The sequence below is a fragment of the Amycolatopsis sp. FU40 genome, assembly GCF_021903635.1.
GTDB classification, from domain to species: Bacteria; Actinomycetota; Actinomycetes; order Mycobacteriales; family Pseudonocardiaceae; genus Amycolatopsis; species Amycolatopsis dendrobii.
Map to the genome: position 1 here is coordinate 8,373,664 of NZ_CP091381.1, position 15,234 is coordinate 8,388,897.

Genomic DNA, 15,234 nt, shown 5'->3' on the forward strand with positions numbered 1-15,234 from the left:
CGGAGGATTGCGTGTTCTGCAAGTGCTCCGCCGCGGGCGCATGATCGAGGTCAAGACCCGCGGCGAGCTGGAGGCCATGCGGGCGGCCGGTCTCGTCGTCGCCCGCACCCTGGCCGCCGTGCGCGAACTCGCGCGGCCCGGGGTCAGCACGGCCGAGCTCGACGAACTGGCCGAGCAGACGATCCGCGACGCCGGCGCGGTGCCCTCGTTCAAGGGCTACCACGGCTTCCCGGCGTCGATCTGCGCGTCGGTGAACGAGCAGATCGTGCACGGCATCCCGTCGGCCAAGCAGGTGCTCGCCGAGGGCGACCTGATCTCGGTCGACTGCGGCGCGATCCTCGACGGCTGGCACGGCGACTCCGCGGTGACGCTGGAGATCGGCGAGGTCGCCGAGTCGGACCGGCAGCTGTCCGAGGCGACCAAACGCGCCATGTGGGCGGGCATCGAGGCCGTTCGCGCGGGCTCCCGGCTCACCGACATCTCGTTCGCCGTGCAGACCGCCGCCCGCCAAGCCGGCGAGGACGACGGCCGCGAGTACGGCGAGATCCTCGAATACGGCGGCCACGGCATCGGCAGGCAGATGCACATGGAGCCGTTCCTGCCGAACGTCGGCAAACCCGGCAAGGGCCCCCGGCTCAAGCCCGGCATGGCGCTCGCGGTCGAGCCCATGCTGACCGGCGGCAGCGGCGAAACCCTCGAACTGGAAGACGGCTGGACGGTCGTCACCATCGACGGTTCGCGCGCCGCGCACTGGGAGCACACCGTCGCCATCACCGAGGACGGTCCCTGGGTGCTCACCCTGCCCGAAGAGGCCTGAGCGGCCACTCAGACGGGTCTACTTACACCCCGGTCGACGGGGTACTGCACGGGTTGCGTACACTGTCAAGTCGGCGCGCTCATGCGCCGGTTCCAGCATGCTCGTGAATTCTCGCGAACCTCATGGACCCGGGGCCGAGTGTGGCCGAGCACCACCCAGTAAGCAAGGACTCGAGCTCAAAACCGATCACGCTGTGCACATCAAGCGTGCATCAGGGATTGCGGAGGACATGGCTAAGAAAGACGGGGCCATCGAGGTCGAAGGCCGCGTGGTCGAGCCGCTCCCCAACGCGATGTTCCGCGTCGAGTTGGAGAACGGCCACAAGGTCCTGGCACACATCAGCGGCAAGATGCGGCAGCACTACATCCGCATCCTGCCCGAAGACAGGGTCGTCGTGGAGCTGTCGCCCTACGACCTCTCCCGTGGTCGCATCGTCTACCGCTACAAGTGATCACGCCAGAGCCGAGCAGAGCAGGAAGCAGGAAGACGTGAAGGTCCAGCCGAGCGTCAAGAAGATCTGCGACAAGTGCAAGGTGATCCGCCGTCACGGCCGGATCATGGTGATCTGCGAGAACCTGCGTCACAAGCAGCGTCAGGGCTGAGAACCGCACTGCAGCAGGCCGCTTGACGGCTAACCCACCCTCCCCGTACCTGCCGGGCCGCGAAAGCGGTCCGGTGCACCCCCGGACTTCAGGCCGGGGCCGGGACACCCGCGGCGCAAGCCGCGGGCACGACAGGCGAGTCGGTTCCGGAACCGGACGGGGAGCAGACCTGAAGACGAACCCGAAGAAGGAGCACCAGTGGCACGACTCGCTGGCGTCGACCTCCCCCGCGAGAAGCGGTTGGAGATCGCGCTGACTTACATCTACGGGATCGGCCGTACCCGCTCGAAGCAGATGATCGCTGCTGCCGAGCTGAACGCCGACACCCGCGTCAAGGACCTCAGCGACGAGGATCTCGTCAAGCTGAAGGACTACATCGACGAAAACTTCAAGGTCGAGGGTGACCTTCGCCGTGAGGTGAACGCCGACATCCGGCGCAAGATCGAGATCGGGACCTACCAGGGTCTGCGCTGGCGTCGCGGTCTTCCGGTGCGCGGGCAGCGCACCAAGACCAACGCCCGCACCCGCAAGGGCCCGAAGAAGACGGTCGCCGGCAAGAAGAAGGCTGGCAAGAAGTGAGCACCCAGGGCAAGAAGGTCGTTCGCATGGGCGGTTCCGTCCGGCGCTCCACGGCTTGTGTCTCGCCCAAGGCGCTCTACGCCCGCCCGATGGCGCTGCGGAACCTCTACACCGACGCCGGATCCATCATCCGGCGCGGGCAGCAGGAAGCGGTCGCCGCTCACCAAGAGAACGCGCGTTAACAGGAGAACCCTCAGACAATGCCACCCAAGTCCCGCACTGCGGGGGCCAAGAAGGTCCGCCGCAAGGAAAAGAAGAATGTCGCGCACGGTCACGCGCACATCAAGAGCACCTTCAACAACACCATCGTCTCCATCACGGACCCGACCGGTGCCGTGATCGCGTGGGCCTCCAGCGGCCACGTGGGCTTCAAGGGCTCGCGCAAGTCGACCCCGTTCGCCGCGCAGATGGCCGCCGAGAACGCCGCCCGCAAGGCGGCCGAGCACGGCATGAAGAAGGTCGACGTTTTCGTGAAGGGCCCGGGTTCGGGCCGCGAGACGGCGATCCGCTCGCTGCAGGCGGCCGGCCTCGAGGTCGGCACCATCCAGGACGTGACCCCGCAGCCTCACAACGGCTGCCGCCCGCCCAAGCGGCGCCGGGTCTGAGGAACGGGGAGGAGTACTAAGAAATGGCTCGTTACACCGGCCCCGCGACACGTATTTCGCGTCGCCTCAAGGTTGACCTCATCGGCGGCGACCAGGCGTTCGAACGTCGCCCCTACCCGCCGGGCCAGCACGGCCGCGGGCGCATCAAGGAGTCCGAGTACCTCCTGCAGTCGCAGGAGAAGCAGAAGGCTCGCTACACCTACGGCGTTCTCGAGCGCCAGTTCGTCCGGTACTACAAGGAAGCCGTGCGGCGTCCTGGCAAGACCGGTGAGAACCTGCTGCAGATCCTTGAGTCCCGGCTGGACAACGTGATCTACCGCGCCGGCATCGCCCGCACCCGCCGTCAGGCGCGGCAGCTGGTGAGCCACGGCCACTTCCTGGTCAACGGCGTCAAGGTCAACGTCCCGTCCTACCAGGTCACCAAGTGGGACATCATCGACGTGCGGCCGAAGTCGATGGGCATGCTGCCGTTCGTGGCGGCGAAGGAAGCCTTCGGCGAGCGCCCGGTCCCGGCCTGGCTGCAGGTCGTGCCGTCGAACCTCCGCGTGCTGGTCCACCAGCTCCCGGAGCGCGCGCAGATCGACGTTCCGGTTCAGGAACAGCTGATCGTCGAGCTTTACTCGAAGTAACCGGTCTCTGCGACTGGTTACGGGGCGGCGGCGTCCAGTGCGCCGCCGCCACGCCATCCCTTCGACGTCATATGGCGGGCGTCGTCTGGAAAGGAATTAAGGAATGCTGATTTCCCAGCGGCCGGCTCTCGGCGAAGAGACGGTCAACGAGACCCGCTCCCGGTTCACCATCGAACCGCTGGAGCCCGGCTTCGGCTACACGCTCGGCAACTCGCTGCGGCGCACGCTGCTGTCGTCCATCCCGGGCGCGGCCGTGACGAGCATCCGCATCGACGGCGTGCTGCACGAATTCACCACCGTTCCCGGGGTGAAGGAAGACGTCACCGACATCATCCTGAACCTGAAGGAACTGGTCGTGTCCTCGGAAGAGGACGAGCCGGTCACCATGTACCTGCGCAAGCAGGGCCCGGGTGAGGTCACGGCTGCCGACATCGTGCCGCCCGCGGGCGTCACCGTGCACAACCCGGATCTGCACATCGCGTCGCTGAACGGCAAGGGCAAGCTCGAGATCGAGCTCGTCGTCGAGCGCGGCCGCGGTTACGTTCCGGCCCTGCAGAACAAGCAGGCGGGCGCGGAGATCGGCCGGATCCCGGTCGACTCGATCTACTCGCCGGTGCTGAAGGTGACCTACAAGGTCGAGGCCACCCGTGTCGAGCAGCGCACCGACTTCGACAAGCTGATCCTGGACGTCGAGACCAAGCCGTCGATCACCGCGCGCGACGCGGTGGCCTCGGCGGGCAAGACGCTGGTGGAGCTGTTCGGTCTCGCTCGCGAGCTGAACGTCGACGCCGAGGGCATCGAGATCGGCCCGTCGCCGCAGGAGGCGGACACCATCGCCGCCTACGCGATGCCGATCGAGGACCTGGACCTCACCGTCCGGTCGTACAACTGCCTGAAGCGCGAAGGCATCCACACCGTTGGCGAGCTGGTCTCGCGCAGCGAGGCGGACCTTCTCGACATCCGCAACTTCGGCGCCAAGTCGATCGACGAGGTCAAGCTGAAGCTCGTCGGCCTCGGCCTCGCGCTGAAGGACAGCCCGCCCGGGTTCGACCCGTCCGCGGCTGCCACCAGCTACGACGGCGAGGGCTGGTCGGAAGGGGTCGCCGGCATCGGCGGCGGGATTTCGGACGACGGCCACGACGATGGCCAGGACTACGCAGAGACCGAGCAGCTCTGAGGCCTCGTGCCCGGACGCTGTGAGCTGAACTAGGAGAAAGTCATGCCCACCCCTACCAAGGGAGCCCGGCTCGGCGGGTCTGCCGCGCACGAGCGGCTGATCCTGGCCAACCTGGCCACTCAGCTGTTCGAGCACGGCAAGATCACGACGACCGAGGCCAAGGCCAAGCGGGTCCGCCCGCTGGCTGAGAAGCTGATCACCAAGGCGAAGCGGGGCGACCTGCACAACCGTCGCCTGGTGCAGAAGGTCGTCCGGGACAAGGACGTCGTGCACAAGCTGTTCGCCGAGATCGGCCCGCACTTCGCGGAGCGCGCCGGCGGGTACACCCGCATCACCAAGACGATGCCGCGCAAGGGCGACAACGCCGCCATGGCCGTCATCGAACTGGTCGCGGAGAAGACCGTGACGTCGGAGGCCGAGCGGGCCCGCAAGACCAAGTTCGCCAAGGACGAGGTCGCCGCCGCTCCGGTCGCCGAGGAAGCCGCGGAGGCTCCTGCCGCGACCGAAGAGGCCCCGGCTGCCGAAGAGGCTCCGGCCGCTGACGAGGCCGCTGCCTCCGAGAGCGACGCCGACGCCAAGAAGGACTGAGTCCTGCCGGCACTGTCTACATCGGACGAGCCCGCCGCTCCCCACGGGGAGGGCGGGCTCGTTCGTCTGCGCTTGGACGTGAGCTACGACGGCACGGACTTCTCCGGCTGGGCGCGTCAGCCCGGCCGGCGCACCGTGCAGGCCGAACTGGAGCAGGCGCTGCAGCGTCAGCCACCGGGTGAGTCGGTGCCGAAATCCGTGGTCGTCGCGGGCCGCACGGATGCCGGGGTGCACGCGACGGGCCAGGTCGTGCACGTCGACGTCGTCCCGTTCGCGCCCGGTGCGCCGGGCCGGATTCCGGTGGACGAACGGGGAATCCCGGACCTGACGCGCATGCGCGGGCGCTGGAACAAACTTTTGCCCGCCGATGCGCGGGTTTTGCAGGCGAGTGTGGCCCCCGAGGGTTTCGATGCCCGGTTCTCGGCCATCCGCCGCCACTACCGCTACCGGGTTTCCGATGCTCCGTGGGGTGTCGACCCGTTGCGCCGCAACGACACTCTGGCCTGGGGTCGTCCACTGTCGACAGAGCGGATGAACGCCGCCGCCGCGGAACTGCTGGGGCTGCAGGATTTCGCCGCGTACTGCAAACAGCGCGAAGGCGGCACGACGATCCGCGAGCTGCAGCGTCTGGAGTGGACTCGGATCGACGAGCATCTGCTGGAAGTCCAGGTGAGCGCGGACGCGTTCTGCCATTCGATGGTCCGCAGCCTGGTCGGGGTCTTGCTGCTGGTAGGGGACGGGCGCCGTGGAACCGGCTGGCCCGGCGAGGTCCTGGCGAGCGGCTCGCGGGAGAGCGCGGTCGCCCCGGCGCACGGCTTGACACTGACGGCGGTGGATTACCCGCCGGACGAGCTGCTGGCCGCGCGGGCGGAGCAGACTCGGAATGTGCGGTCGTCGACCGAGCTGTAGCCGGAAAGCCGTGAGGGCCTCCTTCAGGGAATCAGATTCCCTGAAGGAGGCCCTCACGGACTTTTCGCTGTCGAAAGAAAGTCAGTCGCCTCGGCGAACCGGCCCGAGCAGTTGCTGTTCCTTCTGCGTCGTGACCAGCCGCAGCGGACGCCACAGATTCGTGCCCAGCGCGACGACCTGGTCGTCCTTCAGCGTGGTCAGCTGGCGCATCATCTGCGGCGGCAGCCGCCAGATCCGGGCCGCCAATTCGGCCTGTCCGGCGGGCAGTCGCTGCATCAGGACGAGGTCCGCGGCGTTCGCCGTCGTGCCCGCCTGCGGGTGCAGGTAGGGCAGCACGTACACCGTGGTCTGCCAGGGCGACCGGGGCGGGAAGAGGTCCTGCGGGGTCGGTCCGCCGTCGGTCACGACGAGCAGCGGGGCGTCCTCGGACGGGCGCGGCAGTTCGACCGGCGAGAGCCGACGGATCTGCACCAGCGGCGACGGGCGTCCGTCGCGGCTTCCGGCGGCCTGTTGCAGCACCTGCCACGCCGCGGGACGTCCAGTGGCCACAACCACCCACGCGCCCGTCGCCATGGCGCGCATCGCGACCTGGCGGGCCAGGTAGAGACCGCCGACGAGCACGATGCGGGTCGGCTGCGAGCGCAATGCGGAGACGGTCAGCGGTTCGCCCTTGAGGCCGGAACCGAGGACGACGCCGCCGCGGTCGCCGGACGGGCTGATCGCGTCGAGCATGGCCGGGTCGACCGTGAACTCCGGAGCGACGCCGTTGTTCTGGCCAGCGTCACGAACTCGCGTGCTCATGCCGCCGCCTCCTTAAGGAGTTTCACGCTGGTCGCCCGGGAGACGACGGCATGAATAACGATGATTCGCTTGCGAGCGGCGCTCATGCGGTCCCTCCGATCGGCAGCGTCGCGGAGAACGCCGAGATCTGCATGCCCTTCATCGGGGTCAGGTCGACGTCCAGCCGCTCCGCGATGCTCTGCAGCCGCTGGTCGGCGGCGTCCAGCTCGCGCGGGTTGCGGGCGCTCAGCCGCACCACGCCGCGCAGGCCGATGCGGCCCTCGTCCGCCGACGGCGAGATCGCCATGGCGACCGTCGCGGACAGCGCGCGCACGCTGGTCAGCCCGTTGAGGCTGCCGCTGATCTTGCCCTTGGGCCAGCCGGTGATCGCGTAGCTGGAGTGCCCGATGCCTGCCGCGGTGACGCCGGTCCAGCTCTCTTGCAGGCTGACCTTCTCGTTCGAACCGGCGACCGCGGTGAGCTCGGCCGCCGAGATGCTGGCGCGCAGCAGCTCGTCCGGGTCCAACGGCCGGGTCGGCACGCCCTGGGACTCCAGTGCGTTGCGCACCCGCGACAGCGCACCGATCATCGCGCGGTGCGCGCCGACGACGCCGCCGCCGCGTTCCCGGATCGCCTCCGGGCAGCGCCGAGGGTCGAGCCGGACCGCGATCCACGTGGTCCGCCGGGCGGCCGCGGGCAGCGGGCCGAGCACCTCGAGATACGAGCTGAGCGCCGGGGCGTCCGCGGGCATCGCGGCCGAACCCGGGTAGCTGTGCCAGATCATCTGGATGGAGTCCAGCAGCACGCCGCGGTCTTCCAGGCACGGCGCGAGCGCGGACAGCGGAAGGCTGGGAGCGCCGCCCGCCTGGGAGATCATCGCCGGCATCGGCTCGACGAGCAGGACCGCGGTCCACGTCCCGTCGTTCCAGGCGATGCCGACCTCCTGCCGTTCGTGGTCGACGGCGTGCGCCACCACGAGGTCCGGCACGGCCAGCCGCAAGAGACTGACGCGCGCGTCCTCCGGGCCGGTGACCGCGCTTTCCTCGGCGAGTTCCTCGATGCTGGTCGGCGGCGGAGGGGTCGCCACGCGGCCGTGCGAGCGGAACCGGTACCGCAGCGTCAGCGCGAGCCACTGGGTGAACCAGCGCCCGCCCACCCGCAGGAAGGCGAGGATCAGGCCGACCGCCGCGACACCGATCGCGACGTACTTGAGCTGCATGTTGATCGCCAGCAGCACGAGTCCGATCGCGACGCCGACTTCCAGCACGACCAGGTTGACCACGGGCAGCGGGCCGAGCGAGATGCCGCCGGAGCGCCGCCGCGAGGGCGGGGCCATCCGGAGCGCGGTCGCGGCGCCGCCGCCGGTCGGTGCGGGTTCGCTGTTTTCCGGGCCGCCGCCGCTGTTCGGACCGCCAGGGCCGCCGGGACCACCAGGACCACCGGGGCCGCCAGGCCCGCCGCCGCCGGGGCCGCCCGGGCCGCCGGGACCGCCGCCGCCAGGTCCACCAGGTCCACCGGGTCCGCCTGGACCACCAGGTCCGCCGGGACCGTTGCCGCCGGGACCGCCGGGGCGCGGACCGTTAGGTCCGCCGCCAGGACGTCCCGTCCTCGGGCCGGTGGGGCCGCCCGGACCGCCAGGCCCGCCGGGCTTGGGACCGCCGGGAGGAGGCTTGGGCCCGCCGGGACCGCCGGGACCGCCCGGACCACCGGGCTTGGGCCCACCGGGACCGGGAGCGCCGGGAACCCCGGGAGCACCCGGGCCGCCGGGCTTGGGAACGCCGGGCCCGGGGGTGACCGGTCCGCCGGGGCGTCCGGGACCACCAGGTCCGCCGGGACCGCCCGGGCCGCCGGGAGCGGGAGTGCGAGGGGGCATGCCGGGTCCGCCGGGAGCCGCGCCGGGGCCGCCGGTTCTTCCGGGCCGCTGCGGCGGGCCCGGGGGGCGTCCCCCGGGAGGCGGCGGCGGCCCCTGCGGACCAGGCGGACGTGGAGGCGTGCTGACGGACATCCGCGCGTTCTCTTCCCCTCGTGAGTGCTGCGTACCCGGAAAGCCGGTCCCGGGATGCCTGACCCTAACCGGAGTTGGTAGAAACCCCACACCAGACGGTCCCCGTACGGCTATCCTGCGGAACCGTACCGCGACGGGGAGGACTGTAGGTCGAGAATGCCATCAACACCCACGACTAAGTCTCAGGTTCAGGCATACAAGTTCGTCCTGCGCCGGATGCAGTCCGCGCTGGTCCGCCGCGACGCGGTGATGTTGCACGACCCGATGCGCTCCCACGGGCGCGCGACCGCGGTCGGCGTGATCCTCGGTGTGCTGGGCGCCGTCGTCTTCGTGCTGTGGGGCCTGTTGAGCCCCGCGCCGTCGGTGCCGTCGTCGGACAACATCGTGATCGGCGAGCAGTCCGGCACTGTGTATGTCGTCACGGGGAATCCGGCGCGGCTGATCCCGACGTTCAACCTCGCGTCGGCGCGGCTGATCCTCATGGCGCAGAAGCAGCAGGGCGGACAGGGACAGCAGGGCGGCCAAGGCGGCCAGCAGCAGGCGGCCGAGGCGAAGAACCCGACTGTCGTCTCGGATGAACAGTTGAAGAACATGCCGCGCGAGAAGCTCACCGGCATCCCGGACGGCCCGCAGCTGCTCCCGTCGATGGACCAGCGGACTGCGCCCAATTGGGCGGTGTGCGACGAGGTCGTGCTCGACCCGTCGCTGCCGCAGCAGGACTCGGTCAACAAGACCAACACGGACGTGATCGCCGGCATCGACAAGCTCGGCACCGAGCTGCAGGAGAACCAGGCGCTGCTCGGCGACACGGGCAACGGCAAGACGTATCTCATCTACCGGCTGCCCGCGACGCAGAGCCACCCGAACGCGAACACCGTGCGCGCCGAGGTGCCGTCCGGCAGCAGCGACCCGGTGCGGGCCGCGCTGCATCTGCCGACGAAGTCGCGCAAGGTGTCGCAGGCCCTGCTCAACGCGATCCCCGAGGTCACCAAGCTGGTGCCGCCGCTGGTGGCCGGCGAGAACACGGCGCCGTCGAACAACTTCGACGGCCTGACCGTCGGCAGCGTCTTCTCGACCCAGCCCTCCGGCGGCGCGCTGGAGTTCTGGCTCATCGCCAAGAGCGGCATCCAGAAGGTGTCGCCCGCCGTCGCGGACATCGTGCGCACGGCCAAGAGCGGCGGTTCGGCCATCACGCCGACCCTGACTCTCGACAAGATCAACAACGTTAAGGTGCTGCAGAACGGCGACCCTGACTACGTGGACGTCGACACCTATCCGAAGGTCGTCCCGACCGTCCTCGACGCCGTTCCCACCCCGGTGGCGTGCCTCGGGTGGACGCTCAGCGCCGACCACACCCAGGCGCACACCTCGGTCTACGTCAACAAGCAGATTCCGGTCGAGAAGAACGCCGACGGCACTTCGAAGATCATCAGCGTCAGCAACACCGGCCCGAACGGCGTGCCGATCACCGGTTTCTACATGCCGACCGGGTACGGCGCGGTGGTGCAGTCGGCCACCGAATCCGAAAAGACCTTCGGCAAGGGCCCGATCCAGCTGATCTCCGACCGCGGCATCCGCTACGGCGTTCCGGACGCGGCGACCGCGGAGGAACTGGGGCTGAACAACCGGCTGCCCGCACCGGAGTCGATCATCGGGCTCCTGCCGACCGGTGCGTCGCTGAACGTGCAGAACGTCATGAAGCAGTTCGACTCGGTGCCGATCGATCCGAACGCGGGCTCGTACAAGCAGCAGGCGGCCGGACAGCAGCAACCTGCCGGGAACTGACGGCGGGTTCCGTCCGTCACACTCGGACATAGCCGGGTGAGCGGAGGGTTGAACGTGGCAGCGCCGGGAAGCAGTCCGGGAACAAGCGCCGTGCGGATCGACGGCGCGGTCGTCGGCGGCTACGCGGCCAAAGTCGCGCGGGCGGCCGACGAACTGGAGGCCGCCGCGGGCGAGGTGGGCGCGGGAACGACCACCGCCGAGGCGTACGGCGAGGCGGCCGCGCGGCTGGGCGTGCCGGAGTCGTACGCACAGGCCTCGCAGGCGTTGCGCGGCCAGCTCACCGCCGGGGTGGCCGCACTGCGGTCGGTCACCGCGGCGCTGGAGCAGCTCACCACCGGCCACGCCGAGCGGGACGCCGACGCGGCCGAGCGGATCGAGCGCGCCGGGAGGATCTCGTGACGGAGCCGTCTTTGGCGTACGTGGCCGAGCTCGCCCGCGAGCTCGGCGTGACCGATCCGGTCGCCGCCTACTACCGGCCGCTTACCGGCCGTTGGGAGGAGCTGGACGCGGAGGCCGAGAGCCTGCGCGCCGCGGCCCGCACGGCGGCGAGGGTGTCCACGGACCTCGCGGAGGACCTCGGCCGGATCGACGCGTCGTGGTCCGGTCCCGACGCGGACGCGTTTGTCGCCTATCTGGGTGAAATCCGCGCCGCGAGCGAAGGCGCGGAGGACGCGCTCGACGCGCTCGCCGACTCGATCGACCAGCTCACCGAATCGCTGCGCAAGATCACCGGCGCGGCGGAGGAGGTGCTGGTCGACGCGGCTGATCTGCTGTCCGAATCGGCGATGCTGCCCAAGGGCGGCGCCTCCCGGGCGCGGTCGCAGATGCGGGAGACCGAGCAGTCGCTGAAGTCCTTGCACGAGGCCGCGGAGGACGTCCTGCGCGAGTTCGGCCGGTTGTGCTCCGGAGTGGACGCACCGGCCGGGAGCCCGTCGAGCATCGAACTGCGGCACCACTATCCGGCGCAGCAGTTCCGGCTGCACGACGCCGACGCACCCGCGGGAACCGGTCCGGCCGCTGCCGGGGAGTCCACTGTGGCCTCTTCGGCGTCCTCTTCGGACGATTCGGTGAGCCCGTCCGCCGCGGAGAATTCCCATCAGGGCAAGGAAACCGGTGCCGACCCGCGGCTGGAGCAAGGCCAGGCGGGCGTCCCGCCCGTCGAGCCGGTCGCCCCGGCCGCGCAGCCCGCGGCGGCGAACCAGGGCTCGGGCACGTCGATGATGCCGATGATGGGCTTCGCCGGAATGGGCGGCGGAGGCGGTGGCGGCGGCAGTTCGCAGCACAAGCCGCGGCAGCGCACGGCGGCGAAGACGTCCGAGATCTTCGGCGAGCCCGCGCAGGTGACGCCGCCGGTGATCGGCCAGGACCCGCCCGCGCGGCGGCCGGAGAAGGACGGGAAGCCGTCGAAACCCGGAAAGTGACCTGGGAGGCCGCCGCCGCGACATCAGCGGTGAGCGGCCTTTTGCGGGCCTGGAACCCGGTCCGCAAAAAAGGGCCGCTCCCCGCTGCGATCGCGGGAAGCGGCCCCTTTTCTGGCACCGGTGCAAGGTCAGCGACTTGAGCTGACAGGCCGAGCACCGAGGTGCAGGGTGCCTATTTCGTCGGGGGCGACGATCTGGCGCGGTTCCGCCGGATCGTGTGCATCACGAACAGCGTGATCAGCAGCGCCGCCACCCCGCCGCCGGTGCCGGCGAGCGCGACGATCATCGGGGTCGAGCTGATGCCGTCGGCAGGCGGCAGCTTGGCCTCCTGCACCACCGGCTTCGGCAGCGACAGGTTGCCGGTGTCGCCCGGCAGGTTCGCGGTGAGCGCGGCCACCGGGTCGATCACGCCGTAGCCGACGAAGTTGTCGCGCCCGCCAGGAGCGGCCGGGTGCTGCGCGGTCGCCTTGAGCCGCTTCACCACGTCGCGCGCCTTCATGTGCGGGAACATCGAGCGGACCAGCGCGGCGACGCCCGCCACGTACGGCGCGGCGAAGCTGGTGCCCTGGATCGGCGACGGGTTGCCGTTCGCGATGGTGAGGTTCGCGAGTCCGTTCGAATGCTCCGCCGGGTCGAGCGACACGATCTTGGTGCCCGGCGCGGCGACGCCGACCCACGGGCCGTGCACGCTGAACGGCGCGACGCCGCCGTCCTCCTGGATGGCCCCGACGGAGAGCACGTCGTCGGAGAACCACGGCGGGGTGACGATCGACTTCGGCTTGTTCGGGTCGGCCTGGTCGTTCTGCGGGCAGTTTTCCGAGACGTTGCCCGCGGCCGCGACGACCACGATGTCGTTGTCGGCCGCGTAACGCACCGCGGCCTGTACCTTGCGCTCGCCCTCCTGGATGTCGCCGGGCGCGGTGCCCGGACGGCAGTGGTCGACCGACATGTTGATCACGCCGGCGCGGTGAGTGTCGGCGATGCCGCGGATGATCTGCGCGAGCGTGTTCAGCGTGCCCGCGGTGCCTTGCTTCGCCAGATCCCGGCTGTCGCCCTTGTTGTCCTGCTGGGGCGCGGTGCCGCTGCCGCTGCCGGTGCCGCCGCCCGAGGACGGGGGCAACTGGCTGTTGCTGCTGCCGCCAGCCGGGGGCTGCTGGCTCTCACCGCCCGACGGCGGTGCGCCGGTCCCGCCGGACGGGGGAGCCGATGGCTGCTGCGGGCTGTCGTCCTTGGCGTAGTTCTCGCTCAGCTGGCGGTAGGACACGATGCGCGCGTCCGGGGCCACGCCGATGAAGCCGACCTGCGGATCCTTCGGGTTGCCCGCGATGATCCCGGCGACCTCGGTGCCGTGGCCGTCACAGTCCTGCATTCCCGGCTGCGCGCCGTTGTCCGGCGTGGCGACGTAGTCCCCGCCGCTCTCCACCCGGTCCTGGAACCACGGATGCGGCGTGACGCCGGTGTCGATCACCGCGACCTTCTGGTTGCCGCCGACGGATCCGGTCGCCGCGCGGACGATCTGCTGCGCCCGGTCCAGCTGCAGGTAGTCCTGGCCCCACGGGCGGAAGTTGATCTTGACGTCCTGCCCGAGACTGCGCTGGACGCATTCGTTTTTCTTCTTGTACGTGGTGTCCGGGTGGCCGCTGTCGGCGGGCGGCGCGTCGCCGGGACCCAGCGGCGGCGGGGTGGCCCAGGTGCCCGCGGGCGCGTCCGCCGTCTGCGCCGACGCCGGAGCGGCGGCGAACGGCGACATCAGCCCGAGCCCGGCGGCGAACAACGCCACCCCGGCCCGGCCGGGAACGCCGAGCCTGCGGGAGAAAGTACGTCGGGAGCCCATCGCGCGGCTCACTTGAGGTTGAGGTGGCGCAGCGTCGAGTAGAGGTCCATCACGCCGAGGGCGAGCGGCAGCACCACGGCGATGCAGATCGCCTCGATGATTTCCACGGTGCGCCGCAGCGGCGGCGAGAAGCGCTGGTCCGGGAAGATCACGCCGACCACGAGAGCGGCCGCGGCGATCAGGATCAGCGCGCCGAAGACGTACAGCAGCCGCTGCTCCGCGGTGGCGGAGAAGAACAGCCAGCCGAGCAGGATGCCCGCCCCGGCGACCATGCCGGTGGTGAGCAGCGCGATGGCCTGCGCGCCGTTGGCGTAGGCACGGGCGCGCAGCAGCAGGACCAGCGTGGCGACGACGCCGAGAATGATGCCGAAGACGTTCGGCGCGGTGGCCGCGAGGACCGCCGCGACGGCCGTCGTGGCCCCGCAGCCGATCATCAGGCCGGTCATGTAGTCGTGCGCGACCGCGGTGCGCTGCTCGATCGCCTGGTAGTCCGGGAAGCCGGAGTCTTCCTTCAGCTCCTCGGCGGTGCTCGGCACGTACGGCAGCGGCAGCTTGGCGAGCCAGATGGTGGCGCGCGGCAGGAAGGAGATGCAGCCCAGCGCGACGGCGACCGTGCCCGCCGCGACCGACGAGGTGTCGGCGCTCGTCACGAGCGTCGCGACGAGGAAGGCGAGCGCGCCGAACACGCCCGCGGTGGCGGTGGCGATGAACACCCGGATGCCCGCGCCGACCACGAGGATGCAGACCGCGGAGACGATCAGCACCAGCACCGCGCCGAGCAGCAGGTTCGCCCGCACCGACAGTCCGGGCACGATGTAGAACCCGCTCACGAACGCCAGCGGAAGGCCGCCCGCGGAGGCGATCAGCACGCCGGTGGCCTCGGCCTGGTAGGCCTTGGCGAGCGTGGCGCCGACCGCGACGCAGGCGATGGCGCCGAGGCCGCCCGCGATCGCCGGGCCGAGCGCGGAACCGCCGTAGAGGGAACCGCTGAAGAACAGGGCCAGCGCGGAGAAGAACAGGGCGAGCCCGCCCGCCGCGTGGCCGAACCGGCGCGCGGTTTCCTTGGTCCACGGACGGAAGGTGTCCGGATCGGACTCCGCGATCGCGTCGACCACGTCGTCGTACATCGGCGGCGGCGGGTTCTCGTTGCGCTTGCGCAGCTGCAGCAGCTCGCCGTCGACCACGCCGAGGGACGCGAGCGTCCGGCTCGGGTCGAGCGGGGCGTCGCCGAGCTTGGCCAGCGCCCATCCGCCGTGCCGGGCCCCGCCGTCCGGAGTGACCTCCTTGGCCATCTCCAGAAGCATGGGCAGCAGGTCGGCCACCGCCACGTCGGCCGGAAGCGCGACGTCGATGCGTGTCGTCGGTGCGACCACCGTGACCCTGCTGAATACCGTCGTGCCCGTTGCCACTAGATCCCCCGCTCTGAAGAGTCAGCTCCCGGGGGAACTTATACCGAACCTGGTGACAGGTTTCAGCGCGTCTCCGCAAATCATCGGCGAAAGT

Annotated in this window: 17 protein-coding genes; 13 read left to right on the forward strand and 4 right to left on the reverse strand. The window is 70.3% G+C overall.

Annotated elements, in window-relative coordinates; genetic code table 11:
• The first annotated feature begins 40 nt into the window (after nucleotides 1-40).
• The 10 genes from map to truA all read left to right on the forward strand — a co-directional run bounded on the left by map (nucleotide 41) and on the right by truA (nucleotide 5,906).
• Complete coding sequence (map, locus tag L3Q65_RS39735) at nucleotides 41-817, forward strand: type I methionyl aminopeptidase (protein ID WP_237600995.1); 777 nt, start codon at nucleotides 41-43, stop codon at nucleotides 815-817.
• A gap of 229 nt (nucleotides 818-1,046) precedes the next feature.
• Nucleotides 1,047-1,268 (forward strand): translation initiation factor IF-1, encoded by a 222-nt coding sequence (gene infA, locus L3Q65_RS39740; RefSeq protein ID WP_004558881.1) that lies wholly within the window; start codon nucleotides 1,047-1,049, stop codon nucleotides 1,266-1,268.
• Between the two features lie 37 nt (nucleotides 1,269-1,305).
• Entirely contained in the window at nucleotides 1,306-1,419 is a 114-nt protein-coding gene (gene rpmJ, locus L3Q65_RS39745; RefSeq protein ID WP_004558882.1) for a 50S ribosomal protein L36, read from the forward strand.
• 198 nt (nucleotides 1,420-1,617) lie between these two features.
• On the forward strand, nucleotides 1,618-1,998 hold the full coding sequence (gene rpsM / locus L3Q65_RS39750; protein WP_009072337.1) for a 30S ribosomal protein S13: 381 nt from the start codon (nucleotides 1,618-1,620) through the stop codon (nucleotides 1,996-1,998).
• A complete protein-coding gene (locus tag L3Q65_RS39755; protein WP_009072338.1) occupies nucleotides 1,995-2,180 on the forward strand; it encodes a hypothetical protein in 186 nt (61 codons plus the stop codon). The genes rpsM and L3Q65_RS39755 overlap by 4 nt, the downstream gene beginning before the upstream one ends.
• Before the next feature lie 18 nt (nucleotides 2,181-2,198).
• The gene (gene rpsK, locus L3Q65_RS39760; RefSeq protein ID WP_009072340.1) at nucleotides 2,199-2,603 is read left to right on the forward strand and encodes a 30S ribosomal protein S11; all 405 of its coding nucleotides are present in this window, start codon (nucleotides 2,199-2,201) and stop codon (nucleotides 2,601-2,603) included.
• A gap of 23 nt (nucleotides 2,604-2,626) precedes the next feature.
• Nucleotides 2,627-3,232 (forward strand): 30S ribosomal protein S4, encoded by a 606-nt coding sequence (rpsD, locus tag L3Q65_RS39765; protein ID WP_009072341.1) that lies wholly within the window; start codon nucleotides 2,627-2,629, stop codon nucleotides 3,230-3,232.
• 103 nt (nucleotides 3,233-3,335) lie between these two features.
• A complete protein-coding gene (locus L3Q65_RS39770; RefSeq protein WP_009072342.1) occupies nucleotides 3,336-4,409 on the forward strand; it encodes a DNA-directed RNA polymerase subunit alpha in 1,074 nt (357 codons plus the stop codon).
• A 42-nt stretch (nucleotides 4,410-4,451) separates the two neighbouring features.
• Nucleotides 4,452-4,997 (forward strand): 50S ribosomal protein L17, encoded by a 546-nt coding sequence (gene rplQ / locus L3Q65_RS39775; RefSeq protein ID WP_182894649.1) that lies wholly within the window; start codon nucleotides 4,452-4,454, stop codon nucleotides 4,995-4,997.
• A 72-nt stretch (nucleotides 4,998-5,069) separates the two neighbouring features.
• The gene (truA, locus tag L3Q65_RS39780) at nucleotides 5,070-5,906 is read left to right on the forward strand and encodes a tRNA pseudouridine(38-40) synthase TruA (protein ID WP_220508103.1); all 837 of its coding nucleotides are present in this window, start codon (nucleotides 5,070-5,072) and stop codon (nucleotides 5,904-5,906) included.
• 81 nt (nucleotides 5,907-5,987) lie between these two features.
• Here the strand turns inward: truA and L3Q65_RS39785 are convergent, their stop codons facing one another.
• Nucleotides 5,988-6,707, reverse strand: coding sequence for a hypothetical protein (locus tag L3Q65_RS39785; protein WP_182894648.1), 720 nt, complete (start codon nucleotides 6,705-6,707; stop codon nucleotides 5,988-5,990).
• 82 nt (nucleotides 6,708-6,789) lie between these two features.
• Entirely contained in the window at nucleotides 6,790-8,022 is a 1,233-nt protein-coding gene (eccE, locus tag L3Q65_RS39790) for a type VII secretion protein EccE (RefSeq protein WP_237597957.1), read from the reverse strand.
• A gap of 825 nt (nucleotides 8,023-8,847) precedes the next feature.
• On the opposite strand from eccE, the gene eccB reads away from it, so the two are divergent.
• The 3 genes from eccB (at nucleotide 8,848) to L3Q65_RS39805 (ending at nucleotide 11,897) form a co-directional block, all read left to right on the forward strand.
• Entirely contained in the window at nucleotides 8,848-10,476 is a 1,629-nt protein-coding gene (eccB, locus tag L3Q65_RS39795; RefSeq protein WP_182894646.1) for a type VII secretion protein EccB, read from the forward strand.
• A gap of 90 nt (nucleotides 10,477-10,566) precedes the next feature.
• A complete protein-coding gene (locus L3Q65_RS39800; RefSeq protein WP_237597959.1) occupies nucleotides 10,567-10,875 on the forward strand; it encodes a hypothetical protein in 309 nt (102 codons plus the stop codon).
• On the forward strand, nucleotides 10,872-11,897 hold the full coding sequence (locus L3Q65_RS39805) for a WXG100 family type VII secretion target (RefSeq protein ID WP_237597960.1): 1,026 nt from the start codon (nucleotides 10,872-10,874) through the stop codon (nucleotides 11,895-11,897). Before L3Q65_RS39800 ends, L3Q65_RS39805 begins: the two co-directional genes overlap by 4 nt.
• Nucleotides 11,898-12,069: 172 nt before the next feature.
• Here the strand turns inward: L3Q65_RS39805 and L3Q65_RS39810 are convergent, their stop codons facing one another.
• A complete protein-coding gene (locus tag L3Q65_RS39810; protein WP_182894643.1) occupies nucleotides 12,070-13,731 on the reverse strand; it encodes a S8 family serine peptidase in 1,662 nt (553 codons plus the stop codon).
• An 8-nt stretch (nucleotides 13,732-13,739) separates the two neighbouring features.
• Complete coding sequence (gene eccD / locus L3Q65_RS39815) at nucleotides 13,740-15,140, reverse strand: type VII secretion integral membrane protein EccD (protein WP_182894642.1); 1,401 nt, start codon at nucleotides 15,138-15,140, stop codon at nucleotides 13,740-13,742.
• Nucleotides 15,141-15,234: the final 94 nt, after the last annotated feature.

Bases quoted from the DNA above. Each gene is read 5' to 3' on its own strand.
- map (WP_237600995.1), top strand. From the start codon at position 41: ATGATCGAGGTCAAGACCCGCGGCGAGCTGGAGGCCATGCGGGCGGCC.
- infA (WP_004558881.1), top strand. From the start codon at position 1,047: ATGGCTAAGAAAGACGGGGCCATCGAGGTCGAAGGCCGCGTGGTCGAG.
- rpsK (WP_009072340.1), top strand. From the start codon at position 2,199: ATGCCACCCAAGTCCCGCACTGCGGGGGCCAAGAAGGTCCGCCGCAAG.
- rpsD (WP_009072341.1), top strand. From the start codon at position 2,627: ATGGCTCGTTACACCGGCCCCGCGACACGTATTTCGCGTCGCCTCAAG.
- L3Q65_RS39770 (WP_009072342.1), top strand. From the start codon at position 3,336: ATGCTGATTTCCCAGCGGCCGGCTCTCGGCGAAGAGACGGTCAACGAG.
- rplQ (WP_182894649.1), top strand. From the start codon at position 4,452: ATGCCCACCCCTACCAAGGGAGCCCGGCTCGGCGGGTCTGCCGCGCAC.
- L3Q65_RS39785 (WP_182894648.1), bottom strand. From the start codon at position 6,707: ATGAGCACGCGAGTTCGTGACGCTGGCCAGAACAACGGCGTCGCTCCG.
- eccE (WP_237597957.1), bottom strand. From the start codon at position 8,022: ATGGCCCCGCCCTCGCGGCGGCGCTCCGGCGGCATCTCGCTCGGCCCG.
- eccB (WP_182894646.1), top strand. From the start codon at position 8,848: ATGCCATCAACACCCACGACTAAGTCTCAGGTTCAGGCATACAAGTTC.
- L3Q65_RS39810 (WP_182894643.1), bottom strand. From the start codon at position 13,731: ATGGGCTCCCGACGTACTTTCTCCCGCAGGCTCGGCGTTCCCGGCCGG.